17 protein-coding genes are annotated in these 21,459 nt (G+C 51.3%); all 17 read right to left on the bottom strand.

Annotated elements, in window-relative coordinates:
- Positions 1–32: 32 nt before the first annotated feature.
- Positions 33–3,164 (bottom strand): ligand-binding sensor domain-containing protein, encoded by a 3,132-nt coding sequence (locus DS731_RS15490; RefSeq protein ID WP_119502181.1) that lies wholly within the window; start codon positions 3,162–3,164, stop codon positions 33–35.
- Between the two features lie 198 nt (positions 3,165–3,362).
- Positions 3,363–4,274: a UDP-3-O-acyl-N-acetylglucosamine deacetylase gene (lpxC, locus tag DS731_RS15495; RefSeq protein WP_119502182.1), complete on the bottom strand. Its 912-nt coding sequence runs from the start codon at positions 4,272–4,274 to the stop codon at positions 3,363–3,365.
- Positions 4,275–4,424: 150 nt separating this feature from the next.
- Positions 4,425–5,588, bottom strand: a complete 1,164-nt coding sequence (gene ftsZ, locus DS731_RS15500) for a cell division protein FtsZ (protein WP_119502183.1) — start codon at positions 5,586–5,588, stop codon at positions 4,425–4,427.
- A 110-nt stretch (positions 5,589–5,698) separates the two neighbouring features.
- On the bottom strand, positions 5,699–6,928 hold the full coding sequence (ftsA, locus tag DS731_RS15505; RefSeq protein WP_119502184.1) for a cell division protein FtsA: 1,230 nt from the start codon (positions 6,926–6,928) through the stop codon (positions 5,699–5,701).
- A gap of 20 nt (positions 6,929–6,948) precedes the next feature.
- Complete coding sequence (locus DS731_RS15510) at positions 6,949–7,677, bottom strand: cell division protein FtsQ/DivIB (protein ID WP_119502185.1); 729 nt, start codon at positions 7,675–7,677, stop codon at positions 6,949–6,951.
- Positions 7,678–7,688: 11 nt separating this feature from the next.
- Complete coding sequence (locus DS731_RS15515; protein ID WP_119502186.1) at positions 7,689–8,633, bottom strand: D-alanine--D-alanine ligase; 945 nt, start codon at positions 8,631–8,633, stop codon at positions 7,689–7,691.
- Positions 8,633–10,078 (bottom strand): UDP-N-acetylmuramate--L-alanine ligase, encoded by a 1,446-nt coding sequence (murC, locus tag DS731_RS15520; RefSeq protein ID WP_119502187.1) that lies wholly within the window; start codon positions 10,076–10,078, stop codon positions 8,633–8,635. The genes DS731_RS15515 and murC overlap by 1 nt, the downstream gene beginning before the upstream one ends.
- A complete protein-coding gene (gene murG / locus DS731_RS15525; RefSeq protein ID WP_119502188.1) occupies positions 10,078–11,151 on the bottom strand; it encodes an undecaprenyldiphospho-muramoylpentapeptide beta-N-acetylglucosaminyltransferase in 1,074 nt (357 codons plus the stop codon). The genes murC and murG overlap by 1 nt, the downstream gene beginning before the upstream one ends.
- Positions 11,144–12,466 (bottom strand): cell division protein FtsW, encoded by a 1,323-nt coding sequence (gene ftsW, locus DS731_RS15530; protein ID WP_119502189.1) that lies wholly within the window; start codon positions 12,464–12,466, stop codon positions 11,144–11,146. Before ftsW ends, murG begins: the two co-directional genes overlap by 8 nt.
- Positions 12,463–13,773 carry a UDP-N-acetylmuramoyl-L-alanine--D-glutamate ligase gene (murD, locus tag DS731_RS15535; protein WP_119502190.1) on the bottom strand — a complete coding sequence of 437 codons (1,311 nt, stop codon included), beginning with the start codon at positions 13,771–13,773 and terminating at the stop codon, positions 12,463–12,465. Before murD ends, ftsW begins: the two co-directional genes overlap by 4 nt.
- Positions 13,774–13,776: 3 nt before the next feature.
- Positions 13,777–14,859, bottom strand: a complete 1,083-nt coding sequence (mraY, locus tag DS731_RS15540; RefSeq protein WP_119502191.1) for a phospho-N-acetylmuramoyl-pentapeptide-transferase — start codon at positions 14,857–14,859, stop codon at positions 13,777–13,779.
- Positions 14,853–16,256: a UDP-N-acetylmuramoyl-tripeptide--D-alanyl-D-alanine ligase gene (locus DS731_RS15545; protein ID WP_119502192.1), complete on the bottom strand. Its 1,404-nt coding sequence runs from the start codon at positions 16,254–16,256 to the stop codon at positions 14,853–14,855. The genes mraY and DS731_RS15545 overlap by 7 nt, the downstream gene beginning before the upstream one ends.
- Positions 16,256–17,782, bottom strand: coding sequence for a UDP-N-acetylmuramoyl-L-alanyl-D-glutamate--2,6-diaminopimelate ligase (locus tag DS731_RS15550; RefSeq protein ID WP_119502193.1), 1,527 nt, complete (start codon positions 17,780–17,782; stop codon positions 16,256–16,258). Before DS731_RS15550 ends, DS731_RS15545 begins: the two co-directional genes overlap by 1 nt.
- Positions 17,772–19,547 (bottom strand): peptidoglycan D,D-transpeptidase FtsI family protein, encoded by a 1,776-nt coding sequence (locus DS731_RS15555; protein WP_119502194.1) that lies wholly within the window; start codon positions 19,545–19,547, stop codon positions 17,772–17,774. The genes DS731_RS15550 and DS731_RS15555 overlap by 11 nt, the downstream gene beginning before the upstream one ends.
- Positions 19,544–19,885, bottom strand: a complete 342-nt coding sequence (gene ftsL, locus DS731_RS15560; protein ID WP_119502195.1) for a cell division protein FtsL — start codon at positions 19,883–19,885, stop codon at positions 19,544–19,546. The genes DS731_RS15555 and ftsL overlap by 4 nt, the downstream gene beginning before the upstream one ends.
- Complete coding sequence (gene rsmH, locus DS731_RS15565; RefSeq protein WP_119502196.1) at positions 19,882–20,820, bottom strand: 16S rRNA (cytosine(1402)-N(4))-methyltransferase RsmH; 939 nt, start codon at positions 20,818–20,820, stop codon at positions 19,882–19,884. The genes ftsL and rsmH overlap by 4 nt, the downstream gene beginning before the upstream one ends.
- On the bottom strand, positions 20,817–21,275 hold the full coding sequence (gene mraZ / locus DS731_RS15570) for a division/cell wall cluster transcriptional repressor MraZ (protein ID WP_119502197.1): 459 nt from the start codon (positions 21,273–21,275) through the stop codon (positions 20,817–20,819). Before mraZ ends, rsmH begins: the two co-directional genes overlap by 4 nt.
- Positions 21,276–21,459 lie beyond the last annotated feature (184 nt).

Below are 21,459 nucleotides of genomic sequence, written 5' to 3' on the forward strand. Positions count from 1 at the left end.
GCAGAATTGACGACAAAATACACGGAGGATGGCTACTTTCTTTCCCGTAGCGGAAAAATATTATTCTTCAGGTTACTTACCGCCGCGAGAATATGCGGTGAACCTTCCATGTGGAAACGGTTACTGTTAACCAGCATCTCCGGCTTCTGTTTAATGACTTTTTCCGGTAAATCTTCTGCCACAGGTTGCTGCGGCTGTAACTGAAGCCAGCCTTCTTTTCCGCAGCGCTTCACCATGTACATTGCTTTATCAGCCAGGATAAGAGTATGTGACCACGTCCAGCCGGCTTCCCCGCCGGGCGGGTGATAACATACCCCAACAGAACAGGTAGGCGGCGAGCTGAGCCGTTGTTGATGAGGCCAGCGCGTCAGTTCCATGGAACACATCAGGCGTCCGATAAATTCACTTACGGAAATGCCTGCATCCAGCACAATCAGAAACTCTTCGCCGCCCCAGCGAATAACGTGATCAGCACTGCGCACTTCCCTGCGCAAAATATCTGCGAATTTAACCAGAATATCGTCCCCGACAGCATGCCCTAATTCGTCGTTCAGGACTTTGAAATTATCCATATCGAGAATGATACAAAATACCCCCCGTTGCTGGCGGGCGGCCTTTGCAAGGATTTTATCGATAAAGGTATCGAGATAGCGGCGGTTATTTAGCCGTGTCAGGGAGTCGGTCAGGCTTGCCTGCTGCAATTGTTCGTTGGCTTCAGCCAGCTGCTTGTTTGCTTTATCAAGCTCGGCAGTCCGCGCAGTTACCATTGCCTCCAGTTGCAGTCTGGCGCGCTCCAGTCTGCGGGTTCTGATGTGGTATACCGCCCAGAAAGCGAGGACAGCGAGCAACACAAATACCAGTCGCATCCATTGTTGTTCGTACCAGAACGGCGGCATGGAAAAACGGAAAAAGGCAGGCTCTCCCCAGGCATTCCACTCTTTCAGACGGGCTTCCACTTCAAATGTGTAATCGCCCGGGGGTAAATTCGTGTAAAACGCTTCCCGCCGGTTTCCGGCGTTAATCCAGTCACGGTCGTACCCGTTGAGACGGTAACGGAATTCCAGTGCACTGTTGCGGTAAAAACGGGGACTGGTGTAATTGATCTGAAGATTCCGCTCCCCCTCAGGGAGTAAAGCCCCCGACTTTGTCACGGATTCGCCCTGCACAATGATTTCATCGACTACCGGTATCAGTCCTCTGCGATTAATGGCACTCAAAGTTAAATCAATACTTGCCACTCCGTTGAGTGTGGGCAGATAAAGTATATTGCCGTCAACAAGACCTTTTGCATTTCCCGCCCCGTTACAGCAGCGGATCCCGTCGGTGTCGGACTCCGGGCCATAATCGTCCACAAGCATAGCCACCTCCACCGGCGCTCCGGCTTCAAGTGAATGCTTACTTATCTGATACACACCTTTCAGGCTGGAAATGATCAGATTGTCGTCTTGTTCAGCCATAAACATCACGCCGGATGCCGGTAGCTGACGTTCATCCGGCCAGTACCAGCCAGACTGCTGCTTAACCGCAAAGCCGGACTGAAAAGTCCCGACCAGCATACGGCCGTCTTTGAGTTGTCCGATATAGGCAATTGACACTGTGTTGAGAATGTCATCATTGACAGGCATCTGCTCACCCTTCCCGTTCAGGTGAATAAGGCCGCCGGTGGTGCCCGCCCAGATATCGCCAGTGTTGTCTGCAAACACAAAGCGGGTATTACCAATCTCGTCACCGTTACTGAGCGAAACTTTTTGCAGCGTTTCCTGATCCCAGCGAAACAATCCGCCTGTAGAGGCCACCAGCACATCGCCGCCAGGAAGCTGTTCAATGCCGTTAATTTGCATACCATCAAGTTGCGGGAACCGCTGTAACACCTGGTAGTTTTCATCAAGATGCACAAGACCACTGCGTGTTCCCAGCCATAGCGTATTGTCTGTGGCCGTTAATATTGAATAGACCACGTGATTAGGCAACCTGGCATCCTGTATTAAAGGCGTGAATTGATGATTTTTCAGCAGATAGAGCCCGGCATTCGTGCCTGCAAGGATCCCGTCCCCCTGCTTGCCAAAAGTCCAGACATAGGGTTCATCAAGCCCGGCTTTTTTACCCAGACTGGCAGTTCCGTCATAGCGCAAACGCTGCAGACCGTGAGTGCGGCTTCCAAACCAAAGGTTGCCCGCTCTGTCTTCGAAGGCAGACACAAACCAGGGAGACGTCCTGCCTTTAATTTCGGTAACTTCTTCTACCAGAGTATGGCCGGTAAGTTGAAGAAGACGTTGCTTACCGCCTATCCAGAGGTTGCCCTTACTGTCAGCAAATAACATCTCAATAGGATCGTTAATTACGCCGGACGTGGTTTCATACGCCCTGAGTTTGCCACTGTCGCTGGCAATGAAAAGACCTTCAGACGTCCCCACCAGAAGCTGCTCGCGATACTGCGCAAGGTGGATAATATGTGCGCCGGATGGCAGCCCGCTTGCGGGCACTGACTGGCTGATGTGTTGCCCGTCCAGATAACTCAGTCCGGTACTTGAGCCAACCCAGAGGCGATGTTGATCTGTGGCGAGGGTTCGGATATGCCCTGCTTCCCCTGCCAGGCGGCTTACATGGTCACCATTTGCAGAGACCCGGAAAAGACCCTCTCCGGCAGCGTAAAGATATCCGTTAAACCAGATAATATCGTTAATTGCTCCCAGAGACTTCCCGTCAAGCAGCACTTCTTCTATTTGCCCGTCTTCCATTTTGAGCAAGTGATTTGATGTACCGACAAATAACCTGTCATCCGGTGTCACAAAGACTTTTCGCAGGATAGGATCGGAAAACAGTGGAGATGTTCTGCCATCAAAGATACGGAACCGGTTGCCATCAAACCTCGCCAGTCCTCCCTCTGTGGCTACCCATATAAAGCCGGTATTGTCTTCAGCAATACTGATGGCAGAGACCTGAGGCATATTGTTACGGGTATCCCAGATACGCTGATGATACTGACTGTAAGGAATAGTCGCCGGCGTTTCGTTAGCGACGGGAGCTGCAATTACGTCCGCAGGGAAAAGAAACAGAAATACCAATGCATAAAAAAACAGTAAAGCTGGCAGGCAGCGGACAAATACCGGCTCAATCCGGCCTTGATGCGTTGAAAGAATAGCGGGACAACCCTGAGTGCTCATAGGCAGTGTTCATTCCCCGAAAGTAAAAACATGAATTGCGCGTACAACAGATCGTTGCCTGTTTATATGGAGAGTTTACCACTAAGGATAGTTCACTTCCCTTTGAAGTGATTAATCTTTTGGACAGTTTTGGTATTAAAAATTTACATCAGGTACAAAAAAACCGCCTGTAAAAGGCGGTTTTCAAACAAGATTTTTTTATGCTATGACGGGCTCTGCATACCGGATGGGCATCTCATCCTGGTTTTCATAAGTGGTGTATTCCCAGCAATCTTTCTGCTCCAGCACAGCATTCAACAGTTTGTTGTTAAGACCATGACCGGTTTTATAGGCTGCCAGTTCACCAATGATGCTGTGGCCACCCATATAAAGGTCGCCCACTGCGTCCAGAACCTTATGCTTCAGGAATTCGTCATCATAACGCAAACCTTCAGGGTTCAGAATACGGAACTCGTCCAGAGCAACAGCATTTTCCATGCTGCCACCCAGTGCCAGATTGTTCGCGTTCATGTACTCAAGGTCGCGCATGAAACCGAATGTCCGGGCACGGCTGACTTCTTTTACATACGAACAACTGTCAAAATCCATCACCATATGCTGATTAGTCTGACTAATCACAGGATGATCGAAATCGATACGGAAATCCACGCGGAAACCATCGTAAGGACGTAACTCGGCCCACTTGTCTCCGTCTTCAACCCGCACTGTCTTCGTGATACGGATAAAACGCTTAGGCGCATTCAGCTCTTCAATACCTGCAGATTGCAGTAAGAAAACGAACGGGCTGGCGCTGCCATCCATAATCGGCAGTTCATTGCTGTCTACTTCAACAATAATGTTGTCAATGCCCAGACCAGCTAACGCTGAAGCAAGGTGTTCCACAGTGTGGATACTGACACCATCTTCATTGTTTACACACGTACACAGCATGGTGTTACCCACCGCGTTTGCACGCGCATGGATGTCCACATAGGGTTCCAGGTCAATGCGTCGGAACACAATTCCTGTGTTCGCAGGCGCAGGCCGGAGAGTCATGGTGACCTTTTCCCCTTTGTGTAAACCAATACCGGTCTCTTGTACCGATTGTTTGATTGTACGTTGTCTAATCATTTCGTTGCTTTTACCTGTTCAAAAAGCGGTCGCGTAGTATATAGACAAAAGTTTATTTTGTCAAATTTCTGTCACACTTGACCTTGGTTAAACACCAACTTCTTATACATTGACAACAATTCCGGAGAAAAATTCCCCGAAATGAACAGCTTAGTCTGCCTGTTTACGCAAGAATGCCGGAATATCCAGATATTCTAAATCGTTGTTCGGCTGTGCTTCACTTTCTACTTTCAGTGCCTGGTTACCATCGGTAGAGCCTACAGCGCGGGCTTCGCTGGTACTTGAAGTACCGAACTCGCGGGCTGCACCGGATAAACGGGAACCTTCAGAACTTACCAGTGAAATGTCAGGCTTACGCTCTGCGCCGATACCGGTTGCAACAACCGTTACACGCAGTTCGTCGGCCATTTCCATATCGATAACCGTACCCACAACCACGGTAGCATTTTCAGATGCAAACGCTTTAACGGCGTTACCCACAGTTTCGAATTCGTCGATGGAGAAATCAGGGCCGGCAGTGATATTCACCAGAATACCCCGTGCACCGGACAGATCGATGTCTTCCAGCAGCGGACAGGCGATAGCGGCTTCTGCAGCTTCTTCAGCACGGTCTGCACCGGATGCAACACCGTTACCCATCATCGCAGTACCCATTTCAGACATCACGGTTTTCACGTCGGCGAAGTCAACGTTAATCAGACCAGGACGGGTGATCAGTTCAGCGATACCCTGTACCGCACCATTGAGTACGTTGTTGGCTTCGCTGAAAGCTTGCAGAAGTGGTGTGCCCGGGCCCATCACTTTCAGCAGCTTTTCGTTAGGAATGGTGATCAGTGAATCAACGTTTTTCGCTAACTCAACAATACCCTGTTCAGCAAAAGCAGTACGCTTTTTACCTTCAAACGGGAAAGGCTTGGTCACTACAGCAACCGTCAGAATGCCCATTTCGCGGGCAATTCTGGCAACTTCGGGCGCAGCACCTGTACCTGTACCACCGCCCATACCGGCAGTGATAAACACCATGTCAGCGCCGTCTAAAGCCTGACGGATGGTTTCGCGATCTTCCTGAGCGGCTTCACGGCCGATATTCGGATCAGCACCGGCACCGAGACCTTTCGTCAGCGATGAGCCGATTTGCAGTGTCACGTCTGCGCTAGAGCTGCGCAGTACCTGAGCGTCAGTGTTCACCGCGATGAACTCTACGCCTTCAATATTCTGTGCCACCATGTGTTCTACAGCATTACCGCCGCCACCACCGACGCCGATAACTTTGATTACGGCTTCTTCGCCGTGGCTATCCATTAACTCAAACATACTTACTCTCCGGATTGGTACGTCTTACAACACTAAGCCAGGTCATAGTTACGCCGGTCGGATGCCTCCGTGCGACCGTATGCCGTAGTCTTAGCGCCCCCAAAATAAAATTAAAATTCACCTTTAAACCAGCTTTGCACCCGTTGAAAGAAACTTTCGCCGGACTTCTGCTTACTGGATTTTTTATTATCACTTTGCATTTTGCCGTAGTGGAGCAAGCCCACCACAGTTGCAAAACTTGCGTCATCGGTATATTCCGATAACCCGCGCATATTTATTGGTTTGCCCACTCTCACAGGCATCTGGAAGATTTCTTCCGCAAATTCAACAGCCCCTTCCATCTTGGCGGTACCGCCGGTCAGAACCAGGCCTGCTGCAATTTGTTCTTCAAAACCGCTGGCACGGATCTCTTTATGCACCAGCTCAAATAATTCCTGATAACGAGGTTCAATCACCTCTGCCAGGGTGTGTCTGGACATGGCTCTGGCTGGACGACCGCCCACACTGGGCACCTCGATATTCTCTTCCATACTGACCATGTCTTTCAGCGCACAGGCATAATTCACCTTAATCTCTTCCGCATTACTGATAGGAGTGCGGAAAATTTTGGCAATATCACTGGTTATCTGGTTCCCCGCCACAGGGATCACAGCAGTGTGACGAATTGCGCCATCAGTGTAAATAACGATATCCATGGTGCCGCCACCGATATCAACCACACAAACGCCTAATTCACGTTCGTCATCAGTTAATACAGCGTAACTGGATGCCAGAGCAGAGAAAATAAGCTGATCTGAACTCAAATCACAACGCTCAATACACTTCACCAGATTTTTTGCCATATCATCGGCACAGGTGATGATATGGGCTTCAGCTTCCATACGGACGCCAGACATACCTACCGGATTCTTAATCCCTTCCTGCACATCAATCGTAAATTCCTGCGGCAGCACATGAAGCAGGCGGCGTTCTGACGCAATAGGCACCGAGCGCGCTGCATGAATCACGTTATCCACATCTTCTTGTGTCACTTCCTGGTTGTTGATCGGTACCATGCCACTTTCGTTCTGGCACTTCACATGACGGCCGGAAATGGACATGAATACGGATGAAACCTGACAATCGGCCATCAGTTCCATTTCACTGACTGCTCGTTGTACAGATTTCACTACCAGGTTGAGATCGTTTACGCCACCTTTATCCATACCCTGCGCAGCATGCGTGCCTACACCAACAATGCTGATCTGGTCATCGGCCAGTAATTCGCCGACAACGGCTTTCACCTGGCTGGTACCGATATCCAGTCCGACAATCAGGTTGCGTTCAGCAGGTTTTGACATGGTATTCCTAAACTCTCTCATTAACTTTTTTCGTCTTGTGCATCCTGCCAGCCGACTGCCAGCCCGGTGTCGTAGCGTAAATCCACATACTTCACCGCTTTAGGTTGCTTCGCCAGCAACGGATACACATCGATGAACCGTTGCAACCGATCTATAAATTCCTGTCTGCCCAGATTCAGCTCAATGCCGTTGGCCAACTGAATCTGCCAAGCAAACCGCTCGCTTAACGTCAGCTCTGCGATAGGCATGGCAGTGGTAGCCAACAATGACTGCATGGCGTTGTAGCCCTCCAGCGCGGTTTTCTCACTGCCGCCCGGTCCGAAAAGTTTGGGCAGCGTCATATCGTCCACACTGGCGCTGAAGGTATCCCCGTAGGGATTCAGCAAAAAGTCATCGTTCCACTGCGCCACCGGCTTTTGCTCGACCAGATAAATCTTTAACGTATTTGGCCATTGCTTACGTACCGATGCGCGATAAATCCATGGCTGGGCTTCCACCAGCTTGTAAACTTCATTGACGTCCAGCGAGAAAAAGCTTCCCGGTTGTGACTTGCGGATCAGGCGCTCCAGCCTGGTTACATCCACATGGCTGAACTCACCGGAAAAATCCACCACCTGTACCGGTGCCCTCTGGGCATCCTGCAGGTAATCCTGAATTTTAATGCCGCCCACAATCAGACCACCAATGACCGCGAGCAGAAATGCCACGCCGGACCAGAATTGAATCTTCTTGTGCTTCGCCTTTGTCATGCAAGCTCCGTTTAGTCTGATGAGAGACTGGTCGCCAGAATTTCCAGCGTCAGTTCATCAAAACTCAAACCGGCCACTTTCGCCGCTTTCGGCACCAGACTTTTTTCAGTCATGCCGGGTACGGTATTCGCTTCAAGCAAGTAGAACGTGCCATCAGCAGCCTGCATTACGTCAATGCGGCCCCAGCCGCTGCAAGACAATGCATTGAACGCACGAAGCGACAATGCTGCCAGTTCAGCTTCTTTGTCTTCCGACAAACCACCGGGGCATTGATACACGGTTGTATCGTCCTGATACTTGGCCGCGTAATCGTAAAATGTATGGGGGGTAGACATGCGGATCGACGGCAATGCCCTGCCCTGCAAAACAGAGACAGTGAACTCGGGGCCATCGATGTACTGCTCTAACAGGACCTGATTATCATATTGAAAGGCGTCCTGAACGGCAGTTTCTAGTTGTTTAGCGCTTGTCACTCTCGCCATCCCGATACTGGAACCTTCGCGGGCTGGTTTGACCATGACTTCATTCCCCAATTCCATCATTATAGCCCCGCATGATCCAGCTTCAAAGTCACTTTTGTCAGCAATTTGATATTTTGCGGTAGATAAACCAAGACATTGCCAGATTTGTTTGGTATGGATCTTATCCATTGCCAGTGCAGACCCCAGCACGCCACTGCCGGTATAGGGGATTTTCAGGTGCTGTAATGCGCCCTGCATTGCACCGTCTTCGCCACCACGCCCGTGCAACATGATCAACACGCGATCAGCTTTTTCATCAACTAATTCAGTAAGTTGACGTTCAGCAGGGTCAAAAGCAAAAGCATCTATGCCCTGCCTTAACAGGGCATTAAGTACCGCTTTACCCGAGTTCAGCGATACTGCACGCTCAGCAGAATCACCACCAAACATTACTGCTACACGACCAAATTTTTGTGGATTTACCTGTTCAGCCATCACTGCCACTCACGTTGAAATTTTTTTAGTTCTAATTCAGATTTTGCCAGTTTTTTAGCAATCTGGCCGATATTACCGGCTCCCTGAGTCATGATCACGTCGTTTTCCTGCATCACACTGGCAAGAATCTCTGCCAGAGAATCCGGTTCACCCACGTAAACAGGTTCCACCTGGCCTCTTAAACGGATGGACCGGCAGAGTGCTTTACTGTCAGCACCTTCAATGGGCTGTTCACTGGCTGCATACACATCCAGCAATAACAGCACATCCACTTGTGAGAGCACTTCAACAAAATCTTCATATAAGTCACGGGTACGTGTGTACCGGTGTGGCTGATACACCATGACCAGCCGCTTATCCGGCCAGTTAGTGCGGGCCGCAGCGATGGTTGCCCTGACTTCAGTCGGATGATGGCCGTAATCATCAACCAGACACACATCACCTTTGCTGGTTGTAAACTCGCCCAGCACTTCAAACCGGCGTCCGATACCGCCAAAGGATTTCAGCGCCGTCACGATAGCGTCGTCACCGACCCCTTCGTCTGTGGCGACAGCAATGGCAGCAAGGGCATTGAGCACATTATGGATGCCGGTGAGATTCAGCGTGACATTCAGTACCGGCTTATCAGGACGGAGCACGTCAAACTGCGCCTGACCGAACCTGAGTTCAATATTTTCTGCGCGCACATCGTTACCTGGCTCAATACCGTAAGTAAGGATGTTGCGGCCAATTTTCGGCCGCAGAGAACGGATCACTTCATCATCACCACACAAAATGGCCTGTCCGTAGAATGGCAGGTTATGCAGAAACTCCAGATAGGTGTCTTTCATTTTGTTGAAATCACCTTCATAGGTACCCATGTGGTCCGGCTCAATATTGGTCACCACGGACACCATAGGCTGAAGATGCAGAAACGACGCATCGCTTTCGTCTGCTTCAGCAATCAGATAGCGGCTCTTACCCAAACGTGCGTTTGTGCCCGCACTGTTAAGCAGACCACCGATAACAAATGTGGGATCCCAGCCGGCTTCGGCAAAAATAGTGGAAATCAGGCTGGTCGTGGTAGTTTTTCCGTGGGTACCCGCAATGGCAATACCATGACGGAAGCGCATAAGTTCAGCCAGCATTTCTGCCCGGCGGATAATAGGAATGCGGTGTTCACGGGCATAGCGGATTTCCGGATTTGACTCGTTGATGGCGCTGGAGACCACCACCACATCAGACGCTGTAACATTGTCTTCATGATGGCCAATAAAGATTTCAGCACCCAGCTCTTCCAGCCGTGCTGTCATCGCACCGGCCTGTATATCTGAGCCGGCGATATCATAGCCTTCGTTCAGTAGTACTTCTGCAATACCGCCCATGCCCGCGCCACCGATACCGATGAAGAAAATGCGCTTCACTTTACGCATCTGCGGGTTTTGGAATGGTTTTTCACCTACCATTACGCTTTGTCTCCTGTCAGCAGGGCACACTGTTCTGCGACCCGCTGTGTTGCATTGGTTATCGCTGCCTGACGGGCTTTTCTGCCAGCGGCCAGACAGGATTGGGGATGACGCAGCCAGTTTTCCAGCACTTTGCCCAGCCCGCTTTGTAATTCTGTTTGCGGTAATAACACCGCAGCCCCGGCCTCTACCAGAGACAGGGCATTCTTTGTCTGATGATCATCAACAGCATGAGGCAGTGGCACAAACACCGCCGGTAAACCCGCCGCTGCCACTTCAGCTACAGTCAGTGCGCCGGCGCGGCAAACGATAAAGTCAGCCCAGTCATAGGCTGCCGCCATATCTTTAATAAATTCACTGACCTGCACATCCACACTGCCACTGGCATAAGCACTTCGAACCGCCTCTGCATTACCTTTACCGGCCTGGTGACGGATAGTTAACCCATAGAGATTCTTGCATACAGCAGGCACAGCCTCATTAAGCGCTTTAGCTCCCAGGCTGCCACCAATCACCAGCATACGCAACGGCGAATGGGTTTCTTTTTTCGGCGCGATGGCCACAATATCCCGGCGCACCGGATTACCCACCGTCATGCATTTGCTTGCTGCACTGCCAAACCCGCCTCTGGCATTATCAAAGCCCAGTAAAATGCGCTTTGCCAGTTTACCCAGCATACGGTTCGTCATGCCTGCGGCTGCATTCTGCTCATGCACGATTAAGGGAATTCCCCGTAACCACGCAGCAACACCACCAGGTCCGCTGGCATAACCACCAAAGCCGATGACCACATCAGGCTTGAGTGAGGAAATAAGCTTTCCGGCTTCTGCCATGCCTTTCATCAGCGCCATAAATCCGCTGGCTCTGGCTGATAATCCTTTACCCCGTAACCCTTTCACGTGGATAAAATGGATGGGGAATCCGTTTTCAGGCACAACCTGCGCTTCCATCCGTTCTGCGGTGCCCAGCCAGTGTACATCCCAGCCATCTGCTTTCAGCGCATGTGCAACGGCAAGTCCGGGAAACACGTGTCCGCCAGTACCGCCAGCCATGATAAGACAGCGCTTAGTCATTCAACGCCCCCTTTTCTACTTCTTCTAACATGGCTCTGATATCTTCTTTACTCTTTTGTTCCGGTTGTTCACCGTCTTCAGCAGCAGAGGAAACCGGAGCCGGCTTCTTCTTACGTTTATCTTTCCGGCCGATAGCCTGAACACCGTCGACCCGCAATTCAAAATCTATCCGCAGCAAGATGGCCACCGACACCATCATCACAATCAGGCTGGTACCGCCATAACTGATAAGCGGCAGTGTTAAACCTTTCGTGGGCAGAATGCCGGCACTGGCACCAACGTTTACGGCGGTCTGGAAGCTCAGCCAGATCCCGATGCTGTAAGCCAGATATCCTTCGAAAGGCCGTTGCTTAGCCAATGCGTGATTGCCGATTTTCAGGGCACGGACAACGAGGAAAAGAATGAGTCCCAGTACAATCAGCACACCGGTGAAGCCCAGCTCTTCGGCCAGTATTGCCATGATAAAATCGGAGTGAGCCTGAGTCAGAAACTCCAGCTTCTGATAGCTGTTGCCCAGCCCTTGTCCGAACCAACTTCCACGGCCATAGGCCATTAATGACTGAGTAAGCTGATAACCGCTGCCAAAGGGATCGGCCCAGGGATCAAGGAAAGACGTGACCCGCCGCATGCGGTATTCTTCAAACACGATCAGGAACACGATGGCCAGTAAGCCAACAAACACGATGGCAAAGAACTGCCAGAGCCTTGCGCCCACCAGAAATAACAGTCCCATTGTGGTGGTGAACATTACCACCGCAGTACCGAAATCCGGCTGCAGCAGCAGTAAGCAGGCGAGTACAAAGAACACCACCAGCGGCTTAATAAAGCCTTTAATGTTTTCTGTCACCTCTTCATAACGGCGCACCAGATAACCGGCCAGATAAGTAAAGAAAAACAGTTTGGCAGGTTCCGCCGGTTGTAAGGTCAGCGGCCCTATTACAATCCAGCGGGTACTACCGTTAATAGAACGCCCCATCACCAGTACCGCCAGCAGCATCACAATGGCTGCCAGCAATAACCAGGGATTGATCACACGCCAGAAACTCATGGGTACCTGCAGCACCACACCGGCAGACAAGATGGCGACAAGAAGATAAATGCCGTGACGGATGGAAAAATAAAAGGGATTACCGTACAAACGGTCAGCCACAGGCATGGAAGCGGAGGTCACTATCACCAGCCCCAGTGTTGCCAGCGCCAGTGCCACCAGAATCAGACCGGCATCATAAGGTGAAGCGGACTTTGCCGCACCGTGACGCTGAGAAAAAATCTCAGATAATTTTGTGCCTGTTTGCTCAGACGCTGCTGTACTCATTTACCGGATACTCCGTGAACCGCTTCAGCAAAAACCCGTGCCCGGTGAGCATAATTATCAAACATATCGATACTGGCACAGGCCGGAGACAACAGCACCATATCGCCGGGCTCAGCCTGTTGGGCTGCCAGTTGAACAGCAGAAGGTAAATCGGGTAAATAATGTGCCCTGGGGATCAGGTCGCTGATTTGTCTGCCATCTTTTCCGATGGTAAGCACCAAATCCACATACTGCAGCAAAGGCTCCCTGAGTACGGACAAATCAGCCCCTTTGCCATCTCCGCCGGCAATTAAAATCAGTTTTCCGGTTTTATCCCGGCCCAGCCCTTCGAGAGCCGCCAGCGTGGCGCCGGCATTTGTCGCTTTAGAGTCGTCAATCCAGCGCACGCCTTGTGTATTGGCGATTTCCACACAGCGGTGGGGAGCCGGCTCAAAGGTCTTTACTCCGTCGCAGGCGGTTTCAATACTCACACCGGCAACAAGCGCCATTGCCAGCGCGGCCTGAATATTCAGCACGTTGTGTGTACCTACCAGCTTTACTTCACTCATAGGCAAAACAGCTTTGCCCTGCCAGGTAATCGCCTGATTGACAAAGCCGAAGCCGGTTTTACTTTCACCGGCCTGATAGAGTGTCTTTTCAGCAACGTGAGACTGAGGAATGGTTTCCGGATGTCCCTGCCAGATAACAGCATGGTGACAATGCGCAAAAATACGCTGCTTAGCGTTTGCATATGCTGCCATGGTGCCATGCCGGTCAAGGTGGTCATCACTCACGTTCAGAATCGTGGCGGCGAGTAAATTTAAAGATGATGTGGTTTCAAGCTGGAAGCTGGACAACTCCAGCACCATATAATCAAATCCTTCACCAATGGTGTCCAATACCGGACGGCCAACATTACCAGCAGCACAGGCCTTCAGTCCGGCCTGATTAAGAATATGTGTAAGCAGAAGCGTTACAGTGGTTTTTCCGTTTGAACCGGTGATGCCGAAAGCCGGCGTGCGCGACAATCGTGCAAACAGCTCGATATCACCAATGACTTCCACACCGGACAGCGCAGCACTTTTCACCGACGGATGGGACGGCGAAATCCCCGGACTGAGCACGAGGGTATCAACATTTTCCCAGTATCCCGGCGGTACTTCACCGGCGGTGACAGGAACAGTGATATTGTCAGGTACTCTGGCGTCCGGTCTGGTATCCCAAACTTTCACCGACGCACCGGTTTCTGTTAAAAAACGCACAACAGACTGACCGGTCATTCCCAGACCGGCCACGACAACATGTTGTGATGCCAGCAATTCGTTCATAAATCAGCGCAGCTTCAGTGTAGCCAGTCCCACCAGCACCAGAATCAGAGAAATGATCCAGAACCGCACAATAACGCGGGGTTCCGGCCAGCCTTTGAGTTCGAAATGATGGTGGATGGGTGCCATGCGGAAAATACGTTTTCCACGTAACTTAAATGAACCGACCTGCAGGATCACCGACACGGTCTCCATCACAAAGACACCGCCCATGATGATGAGTACGATTTCCTGGCGTACCAGGACTGCCAGAATACCCAGCGTGCCGCCGAGAGCCAGTGAACCCACATCGCCCATAAATACCTGAGCCGGATAAGTGTTAAACCATAAAAAGCCCAGTCCGGCGCCCACTATGGCGGTACACACAATAACCAGTTCGCTGGTCAGCGGAATGTGAGGAATGTTCAGATAAGTCGCAAAGTTCACATTACCGGTGACGTAGGCAAAAATGGAGAGCGCCCCGGCAACCAGTATGGTGGGTACAATAGCCAGTCCGTCCAGTCCGTCCGTGAGGTTGACTGCATTCGATGTGCCTACGAGCGCAAAATACACGACCACCAGATAAAACAGACCCAGTTGCGGCATGACTTCTTTGAAAAAAGGCACCAGCAAAGAAGTTTCAGCGGCGAGGTTTGCACTGCTGTACAGATAAAACGCCACGCCCAGTGCAATGACTGACTGCCAGAAGTATTTCCAGCGGGCAATTAAGCCTCTGGAGTCTTTACGCACCACTTTACGGTAATCATCAACAAAGCCGATAATGCCGTACCCAATCACCACAGCCAGAGTCACCAGCACATAACGGTTGGTTAAATCTGCCCATAACAACACGCTGACCACAATCGCCGATAAGATAAGCAGTCCGCCCATCGTCGGCGTGCCCGCTTTTGAAAGGTGACTTTGCGGGCCGTCGTCACGTACGGTCTGACCGATTTGCAGACGCTGCAACCAGCGAATCATTTTCGGTCCGATAACAATCGCAATCACCAGTGCCGTCAGGGTACTTAAAATTGCCCTGAGCGTCAGATAGGAAAATACGAAGAATCCCGGTTCAAACTGTTTAAGCCAGTCGGCCAGCCATATCAACATGCAATGCGCTCCCGACGGCGTTCAAACTTTCCCAGGCGGGATACCTCAATGGCCTCCACTACCCGTTCCATCCGCGAGCTGCGCGAACCTTTAACCAGCACGGAGATATCCCGCTGATCGGCCATCAGCACACTGCTCAATGTTTCCATCAGCGCTTCTACACTGGTGAAATGAAATCCCTGCTTACCATATACAGCGCTGGCGCTCTGGCTCAGTACACCCAGTGTAAAGAGGTAATCAATGCCCTTTTGCTGCGCGTACTCACCTACCTGCTCATGATAAAAGCGGGCTTTTTCACCCAGCTCCGCCATGTCACCGAGGATCAGAACCCGTAAACCGGAGAACGTGGACAGCGTATCAATAGCCGCATTCACCGACGCCACATTGGCGTTATAAGTATCATCAAGCAACCGGAAATGGTCAGACAGCGCTTTTACATTAAGACGCCCTTTCACTTGCGCCATGTTCAGCAGTCCGGTACGTACGTCTTCCAGGGTCGCTCCCACCTGCATGGCCAGCGCGGCCGCTACAAGTGCGTTACCCACGTTATGAATACCGGGGATGCGTAACTGGATGCCGGTTTGCCCCTGCGGGGTGACCATGTTGAATTCAGCACAGCCGTCGAGTCCGACGGTGATGTCTTCTGCTGTAAAATCCGACTGATTTTGTTGTTGGGGTGAGAAAGTAAGTACGTTGTTGTACTTCAGTTTGCCCAACCAGAACTCTGCAAACTGACTGTCAGCATTGACGATAGCCACGCCCTGTTCGTTCAGCCCTTTAAAAATTTCGCTTTTTGCACGGGCAACACCTAACAGACTGCCAAATCCTTCCAGATGAGAAGCGGCGGCATTCACGATAGTCGCCACATCCGGCTTCACCAGTTCGGTGGTGTACGCAATTTCCCCCAGGTGATTAGCACCCAGTTCCATTACCGCGTAATCATGGCCTTCTTCCAGACGTAATAATGTCAGCGGCACACCGATGTCATTATTGAAGTTACCCGCTGTTGCCAGCACATTGCCGCGGCGCGCCAGAATTGCCGCTGTCATCTCTTTTACGGTGGTTTTGCCGCTGCTGCCTGTCACGGCAATAGTTTTTGGTGCGACCTGCGCTTTTACCGCAGCACCTAGTAAACCCAGAGCAAGTTTCGTGTCTTCAACCTGAATGACAGGCAAAACAGTATTCACCGGTTCGCTGGCTATTATTGCACTGGCACCGGCCTGCTCTGCCGAAGCAATAAAACGGTGACCATTAAAATTCTCGCCGCTTAAGGCAATGTACACATCACCTTTTTTCAGCGTACGGGTATCTGTACTTACCCCGTTTACGTCCCGGTCTTCCCCTGTAAGGGTGCCTTTCACTTTGCCGGCAATCCAGGACAGCGTGGTCAGAATCATTAGCTGTACTCCCTTTGCAGCCGTGCTACCACGGCCCGCTCGTTATAATTTTTCTTTTGCTCACCGATGATCTGATAATCTTCATGGCCTTTACCCGCCACGAGGATCAAATCCTCCGGTGCTGCCTTTTCCAGGCAGTGGCGAATGGCCTTTTCTCTGTCCGGCTCATCCACCGCACGTTGTGGCTGTGTCAGTCCTTCACGGATATCACGGGCGATATCTTCCGGCGCTTCTGAACGGCTGTTATCGGTAGTGATGACAAGATGATCGGCTACAGCCTCAGCGGCCTGTCCCATAAGAGGACGCTTGCCTTTATCACGGTCGCCGCCACATCCGAAAACACACCACACATCCCCCGGGGTATGCGCTCTTGTGCTTAGTAACGCCTTTTCCAGCGCATCCGGAGTATGGGCATAGTCCACAATGACATTCGCATGCGCGGTAAAAGGAAATACTTCCATTCTTCCGGCTACCGGAGAAACCTTTGGTAACAACGCCACCACTTCTTCAAAACGAAGCCCCTGCACCAGCATCACTGAAATCACAGCCAGCAGGTTGTGCACGTTGAACGCTCCCAGAAGCGGCACCTGAATATCCCGGCTTCCCCAGCTTGATACCAGTCTGAACTGACACCCGTCCGGATGATATTTCACATTTGTGGCCAAACAATGGCGATCTTCTGACTTTTGCGCTGCCAATTCCGACATGCCGTACCACACAGTGGTAACACCGGAGGGCTTGTTGGTATGCCAGCGGTCGCTTTCAGGATCATCGGCATTCAGTACTACCGTGCTGACGCCCGGCAGTTGCATGGCCAGACGCTTGGCCGCACCGTAATCTTCCATGGTGCCGTGATAGTCAAGATGGTCTCTCGACAGGTTGGTAAACACCACAATATCCGTCTTGATCTGACTGAGCCTTCCCTGCACCAGAGCATGAGAAGACGCTTCAAATGCCACTTGCCGCGCGTTTTGTTGCACAAACTCTGCCAATAAATACTGCATGCGGATAGCGTCAGGGGTGGTATTGCCGGCAGGTGTGGGTTCCCACTCTGTATCTGCACCCTGAAACAGGCCTGCACCCAGCGTCCCTACTGCTGCACAGCGTGTTCCGCCGGCGGTAGTAAGTTGGGATAACATTTGCACGACGGAGGTTTTTCCGTTGGTACCGGTAACAGCAACAGATTGCATTTTGGTGGCGGGATAGTCGTAAAACGCCCCGGCCAGTGATGACAGGATGTCTGTTAATTCATACAGATGAACAATAATCGTGGTGCCACGCATTTCCATGCGGCCGTGCTCCCGCACTTTTTCGGTTTGCGCAAGTATGGCTTTGGCACCGAGACTGATGGCCTGCGGAATGAATTCCCGGCCATCCATGCTGTGTCCTTTTACTGCCACAAAGGCCAGTTTCGGGGTAACCCGACGGCTATCCAGCGTCAGCCCCTGAATGCGGACATCCGGCGCTGTAATACCGAACTTTGCCAGCAACACGCTTAAACTTTGTTCAAATGCATTAACTACCATTGCGCCCTCCGTTCAGCCACTTCGTAGACGTGACCTGTTTGTCGTCCGGGGCAATATTCAGCAGTTGCAGGGCACCGCCCATAATTTCAGAAAAAACCGGCGCCGCTGTATCACCGGCATGGTACAGATCGCCACCAGGTTCATTGATCAGTACAACCGTGACGATTTGCGGGTCAGACAAAGGGGCTACACCAGCGAAAATATTCACGTACTCATCGCCATAACCACCGGCGACGGCTTTACGGCTGGTACCGGTTTTCCCGCCCACACGATAACCCGGCACTGCTGCTTTCGTGGCTGTACCGCCACGCTGCACAACGCTCTCCATCATTTCAAGCACGGCACGGGCATTCTTTTCAGACACTACCCGCTGAGGTTCCGGTTTGTAACCGGAGGACTGAGGCTGCTTAACAATATTCAGCGGCATGCTGACACCGCCGTTGGCCAGAGTGGCATACATCCGCGCAAGCTGTGCGGTAGTCACAGATATACCGTAACCGAAGGATAAGGTCGCCAGTTCGAAATCAGACCAACGACTGCGCTCGTGGAAAAGACCGTTACTTTCACCCGGCATGTTGGTACCGGTATCACTCATCAGTCCCATGTTGTAATAGGTATCGAGCAAAAATGGTTTCGGTACACCCAGTGCCAGCCGGGAGGTCCCCATATTTGACGAGTGCTGAATAATTTCTTCTAAGGTGAGCTTGCCGTAGTTACGGGCATCTTTTACCAGACTGCCGCCCAGACGCATCCAGCCGGGGTTAGTATTTACAATATCCCCCACTTTTACACTGCCGAATTCCAGCGCTGACAGCACTGCCAGCGGCTTCAGCGATGAACCCGGTTCAAAAGCATCGGTCAGCACACGGTTACGCATCCGGTGCGGAGATACATCGCTGCGATCATTGGGGTTAAAAGAAGGGGCATTGACCATGGCCAGCACATCACCGGTGTGGGCATCGAGCACAATAGCGGAAGCAGAAGCAGCCTGGTAATAAAGCATCGCTTCTTTGATTTCACGGTAGGCCAGCGCCTGAATCCGCTGATCGATTGTCAGCTTCAGATTCCCCGCTTCCTCTCCGTCAGTGGATTTCAGAATTTCCACCTGGCGGCCCTTGGCATCACGGCGGATAACCTTTGAACCCGGTGTACCGGTTAACCAGTCATCATAAAGCCGTTCCAGACCTTCCAGACCGGAATCGTCCACATCGGTGATACCAATCAGTTGCGCTGTCACTTCGCCATTAGGATAGTAACGACGGCTTTCACGGCGCAGATAAATACCGGGGATATCCAGTTTGGCAACATAATCCGCCATGGCCGGAGACACCTGGCGTTGCAGATAAACAAACCGGCGTTTGGGATTTTGTACTTTGCTGCGTAAGTCCTCTACATCGCGGCCCAGCACATCGGCCAGCGCTTCCCAGCGTTCGAACTGCTCCAGTCCGCCCTGTTCATGGATAATTTTAGGATCGGCATAAATAGCACGCACCGGCACACTGACAGCCAGTTCTACGCCATTGCGATCGGTAATGATACCGCGGTATGCCGGCATATCTTTGGTACGCATGGTACGGTTATCGCCCTGCGCAATCAGGTTATCCGGAGCAATGACCTGAATGTAGGCAGCGCGGACGCCCAGCCCGGCGAACACCAGCATAACGATGGCAATGACCAGCACAAAGCGCCATTGCACCGGTGACGGGGTCACATTCTGTCTGGCACCACGTTTCACTTTTTTGGCAGGGAGTGCAAAAATGCTCATTTCAGTCTTACCACCACTTCCTGATCGGCGGTTGGCCGGTACATATCTAATTGCTTTTCCACTTCGTTTTCAATGCGGTTGTGTTCTGTCAGTGCCCGTTGTTCCAGCACTAAATTTCGCCACTCCACATCGAGATCATCTTTCTGCTGCATGAGTGTTTCCATGGCGATATTTTGCTGACGGTTCAGGTGACTGCCGAGCACCACAGCCATGGCACTGGTTACAACCATTAAATACAACAAAACCCGCAACTTGTTGCGGGTCAAATCTGAGACCAGAATCAGTATTAAACTGAAGTTTGTCGGAGACGTCGTCCGTGAATTCTGCCGGTCCGTCATAGTTTTTCGGCCACCCGTAATACAGAACTCCGGGAGCGCACATTCTGTGCAATCTCCTCTTTGGTCGGTTTGATCGCTTTGCTCAGCGCCCTGAGAACTTTGTCGGCATCAATCTCAGCTTGTGTTACCGGTAAGTTGGCCGGTACTACTTTGCCGCGACTCTGATCTTTAATGAAACGTTTAACCAGACGATCTTCCAGAGAATGGAAAGAAATCACAGCCAGACGGCCATCTTTCGCCAGTACATCCACAGCCGCTTTTAACCCCACCCGCAGTTGTTCCAGCTCCGCATTAATGTAAATACGGATCCCCTGGAAAGCGCGTGTAGCAGGATGCTTGAATTTGTCTTTTACCGGCACCGCTTTATCAATAAGCTCAGCCAGTTGAGCGGTACGTGTGAGAGGCGTTGTTTGACGGGTTTCCACGATGGCATGGGCGATACGTTTGCCAAACTTCTCTTCGCCGAATTCTTTTATTACCTGGGTGATATCCTGCTCATCAGCTTCTGCCAGCCACTGGGCAGCACTCTGGCCACGGCTGGTGTCCATGCGCATATCCAGCGGACCATCTTTCATAAAGCTGAAACCACGCTCAGCATCATCGAGCTGCGGAGAAGAGACACCGAGATCCATCAGCACACCGTCGATCTTGCCCGTCAGAGACATTTCGCTGATAACACGGGCCATCTCGCCAAAGGGTTCATGAACAATGGTAAAGCGTTGGTCATCTGCGAAACGCTGTGCAGCTTCAATGGCCTGAGGATCACGGTCAAACGCGATCAGACGGCCTTCAGCACCAAGGTTTTCGAGGATTTTGCCGGAATGTCCGCCGCGACCGAATGTGGCATCAATATAAATGCCGTCCGGTTTAATCGCCAGTGCGTCAATACATTCATTAAGCAACACCGAAACATGACTGAATGGGGTGTTGCTCATAGTGAAAATTCCTGCAGGCGGTCAGTAAGCTCAAAAGCACCATCACGCTCGGTTTCCATGTCTGCATCAATTTGTTTAGCCCAAATATCAGCATCCCATATTTCAAATTTGTTAAGCTGTCCGACGAGCATGACTTCTTTGGAGAGTTTGGCGTGTTGGCGCAAAGGCGCGGATAAGAGAAAACGGCCGCTCTTGTCCATGTCACCTTCGGTGGCATAACCAAGTAGCAGCCGCTGCATCCGGCGTTCAGCCGGAACCATACTGGAGAACTTACTCAGTTTGAGTTCGATCTCCTCCCATTCGGGAAGTGGGTAAAGTAGCAAACAGCTTTGCTGTGTATCGATTGTGCAGACCAGTTGTCCGTTACAATCATCCAGAAGTGACTGGCGGTATTTTGTTGGTATAGCCAGTCTACCTTTGGGATCCAGATTGATTGCATTAGCGCCGCGGAACATTCCCCTAGCCTTTTATATTTTTGTGCTCTTGTTGTTCTTGTTTTCTGAGTACCAATCTGCAATTCGTTGATGACTCGATCCACAATTCGCCACATTTACCCACTTGCTAGACAGTTTGGTCTCTACTTTCCCCACTGTCAAGGAAAAACACGGCTAAAACCCACGTAAACACTGGGCTGCAGCC

It is taken from the genome of Alteromonas sp. RKMC-009, assembly GCF_003584565.2.
Lineage (GTDB): Bacteria > Pseudomonadota > Gammaproteobacteria > Enterobacterales > Alteromonadaceae > Alteromonas.

Excerpts from the sequence above, each read along its gene's own strand:
- DS731_RS15550 (WP_119502193.1), bottom strand. The coding sequence starts at position 17,782 with ATGGTAGTTAATGCATTTGAACAAAGTTTAAGCGTGTTGCTGGCAAAG.
- murD (WP_119502190.1), bottom strand. The coding sequence starts at position 13,773 with ATGAACGAATTGCTGGCATCACAACATGTTGTCGTGGCCGGTCTGGGA.
- mraY (WP_119502191.1), bottom strand. The coding sequence starts at position 14,859 with ATGTTGATATGGCTGGCCGACTGGCTTAAACAGTTTGAACCGGGATTC.
- DS731_RS15510 (WP_119502185.1), bottom strand. The coding sequence starts at position 7,677 with ATGACAAAGGCGAAGCACAAGAAGATTCAATTCTGGTCCGGCGTGGCA.
- DS731_RS15555 (WP_119502194.1), bottom strand. The coding sequence starts at position 19,547 with ATGAGCATTTTTGCACTCCCTGCCAAAAAAGTGAAACGTGGTGCCAGA.
- murC (WP_119502187.1), bottom strand. The coding sequence starts at position 10,078 with ATGGTAGGTGAAAAACCATTCCAAAACCCGCAGATGCGTAAAGTGAAG.
- rsmH (WP_119502196.1), bottom strand. The coding sequence starts at position 20,820 with ATGAGCAACACCCCATTCAGTCATGTTTCGGTGTTGCTTAATGAATGT.
- mraZ (WP_119502197.1), bottom strand. The coding sequence starts at position 21,275 with ATGTTCCGCGGCGCTAATGCAATCAATCTGGATCCCAAAGGTAGACTG.
- ftsA (WP_119502184.1), bottom strand. The coding sequence starts at position 6,928 with ATGTCAAAACCTGCTGAACGCAACCTGATTGTCGGACTGGATATCGGT.
- ftsW (WP_119502189.1), bottom strand. The coding sequence starts at position 12,466 with ATGAGTACAGCAGCGTCTGAGCAAACAGGCACAAAATTATCTGAGATT.
- murG (WP_119502188.1), bottom strand. The coding sequence starts at position 11,151 with ATGACTAAGCGCTGTCTTATCATGGCTGGCGGTACTGGCGGACACGTG.
- DS731_RS15545 (WP_119502192.1), bottom strand. The coding sequence starts at position 16,256 with ATGATTCTGACCACGCTGTCCTGGATTGCCGGCAAAGTGAAAGGCACC.
- ftsZ (WP_119502183.1), bottom strand. The coding sequence starts at position 5,588 with ATGTTTGAGTTAATGGATAGCCACGGCGAAGAAGCCGTAATCAAAGTT.
- DS731_RS15490 (WP_119502181.1), bottom strand. The coding sequence starts at position 3,164 with ATGAGCACTCAGGGTTGTCCCGCTATTCTTTCAACGCATCAAGGCCGG.
- DS731_RS15515 (WP_119502186.1), bottom strand. The coding sequence starts at position 8,633 with ATGGCTGAACAGGTAAATCCACAAAAATTTGGTCGTGTAGCAGTAATG.
- ftsL (WP_119502195.1), bottom strand. The coding sequence starts at position 19,885 with ATGACGGACCGGCAGAATTCACGGACGACGTCTCCGACAAACTTCAGT.
- lpxC (WP_119502182.1), bottom strand. The coding sequence starts at position 4,274 with ATGATTAGACAACGTACAATCAAACAATCGGTACAAGAGACCGGTATT.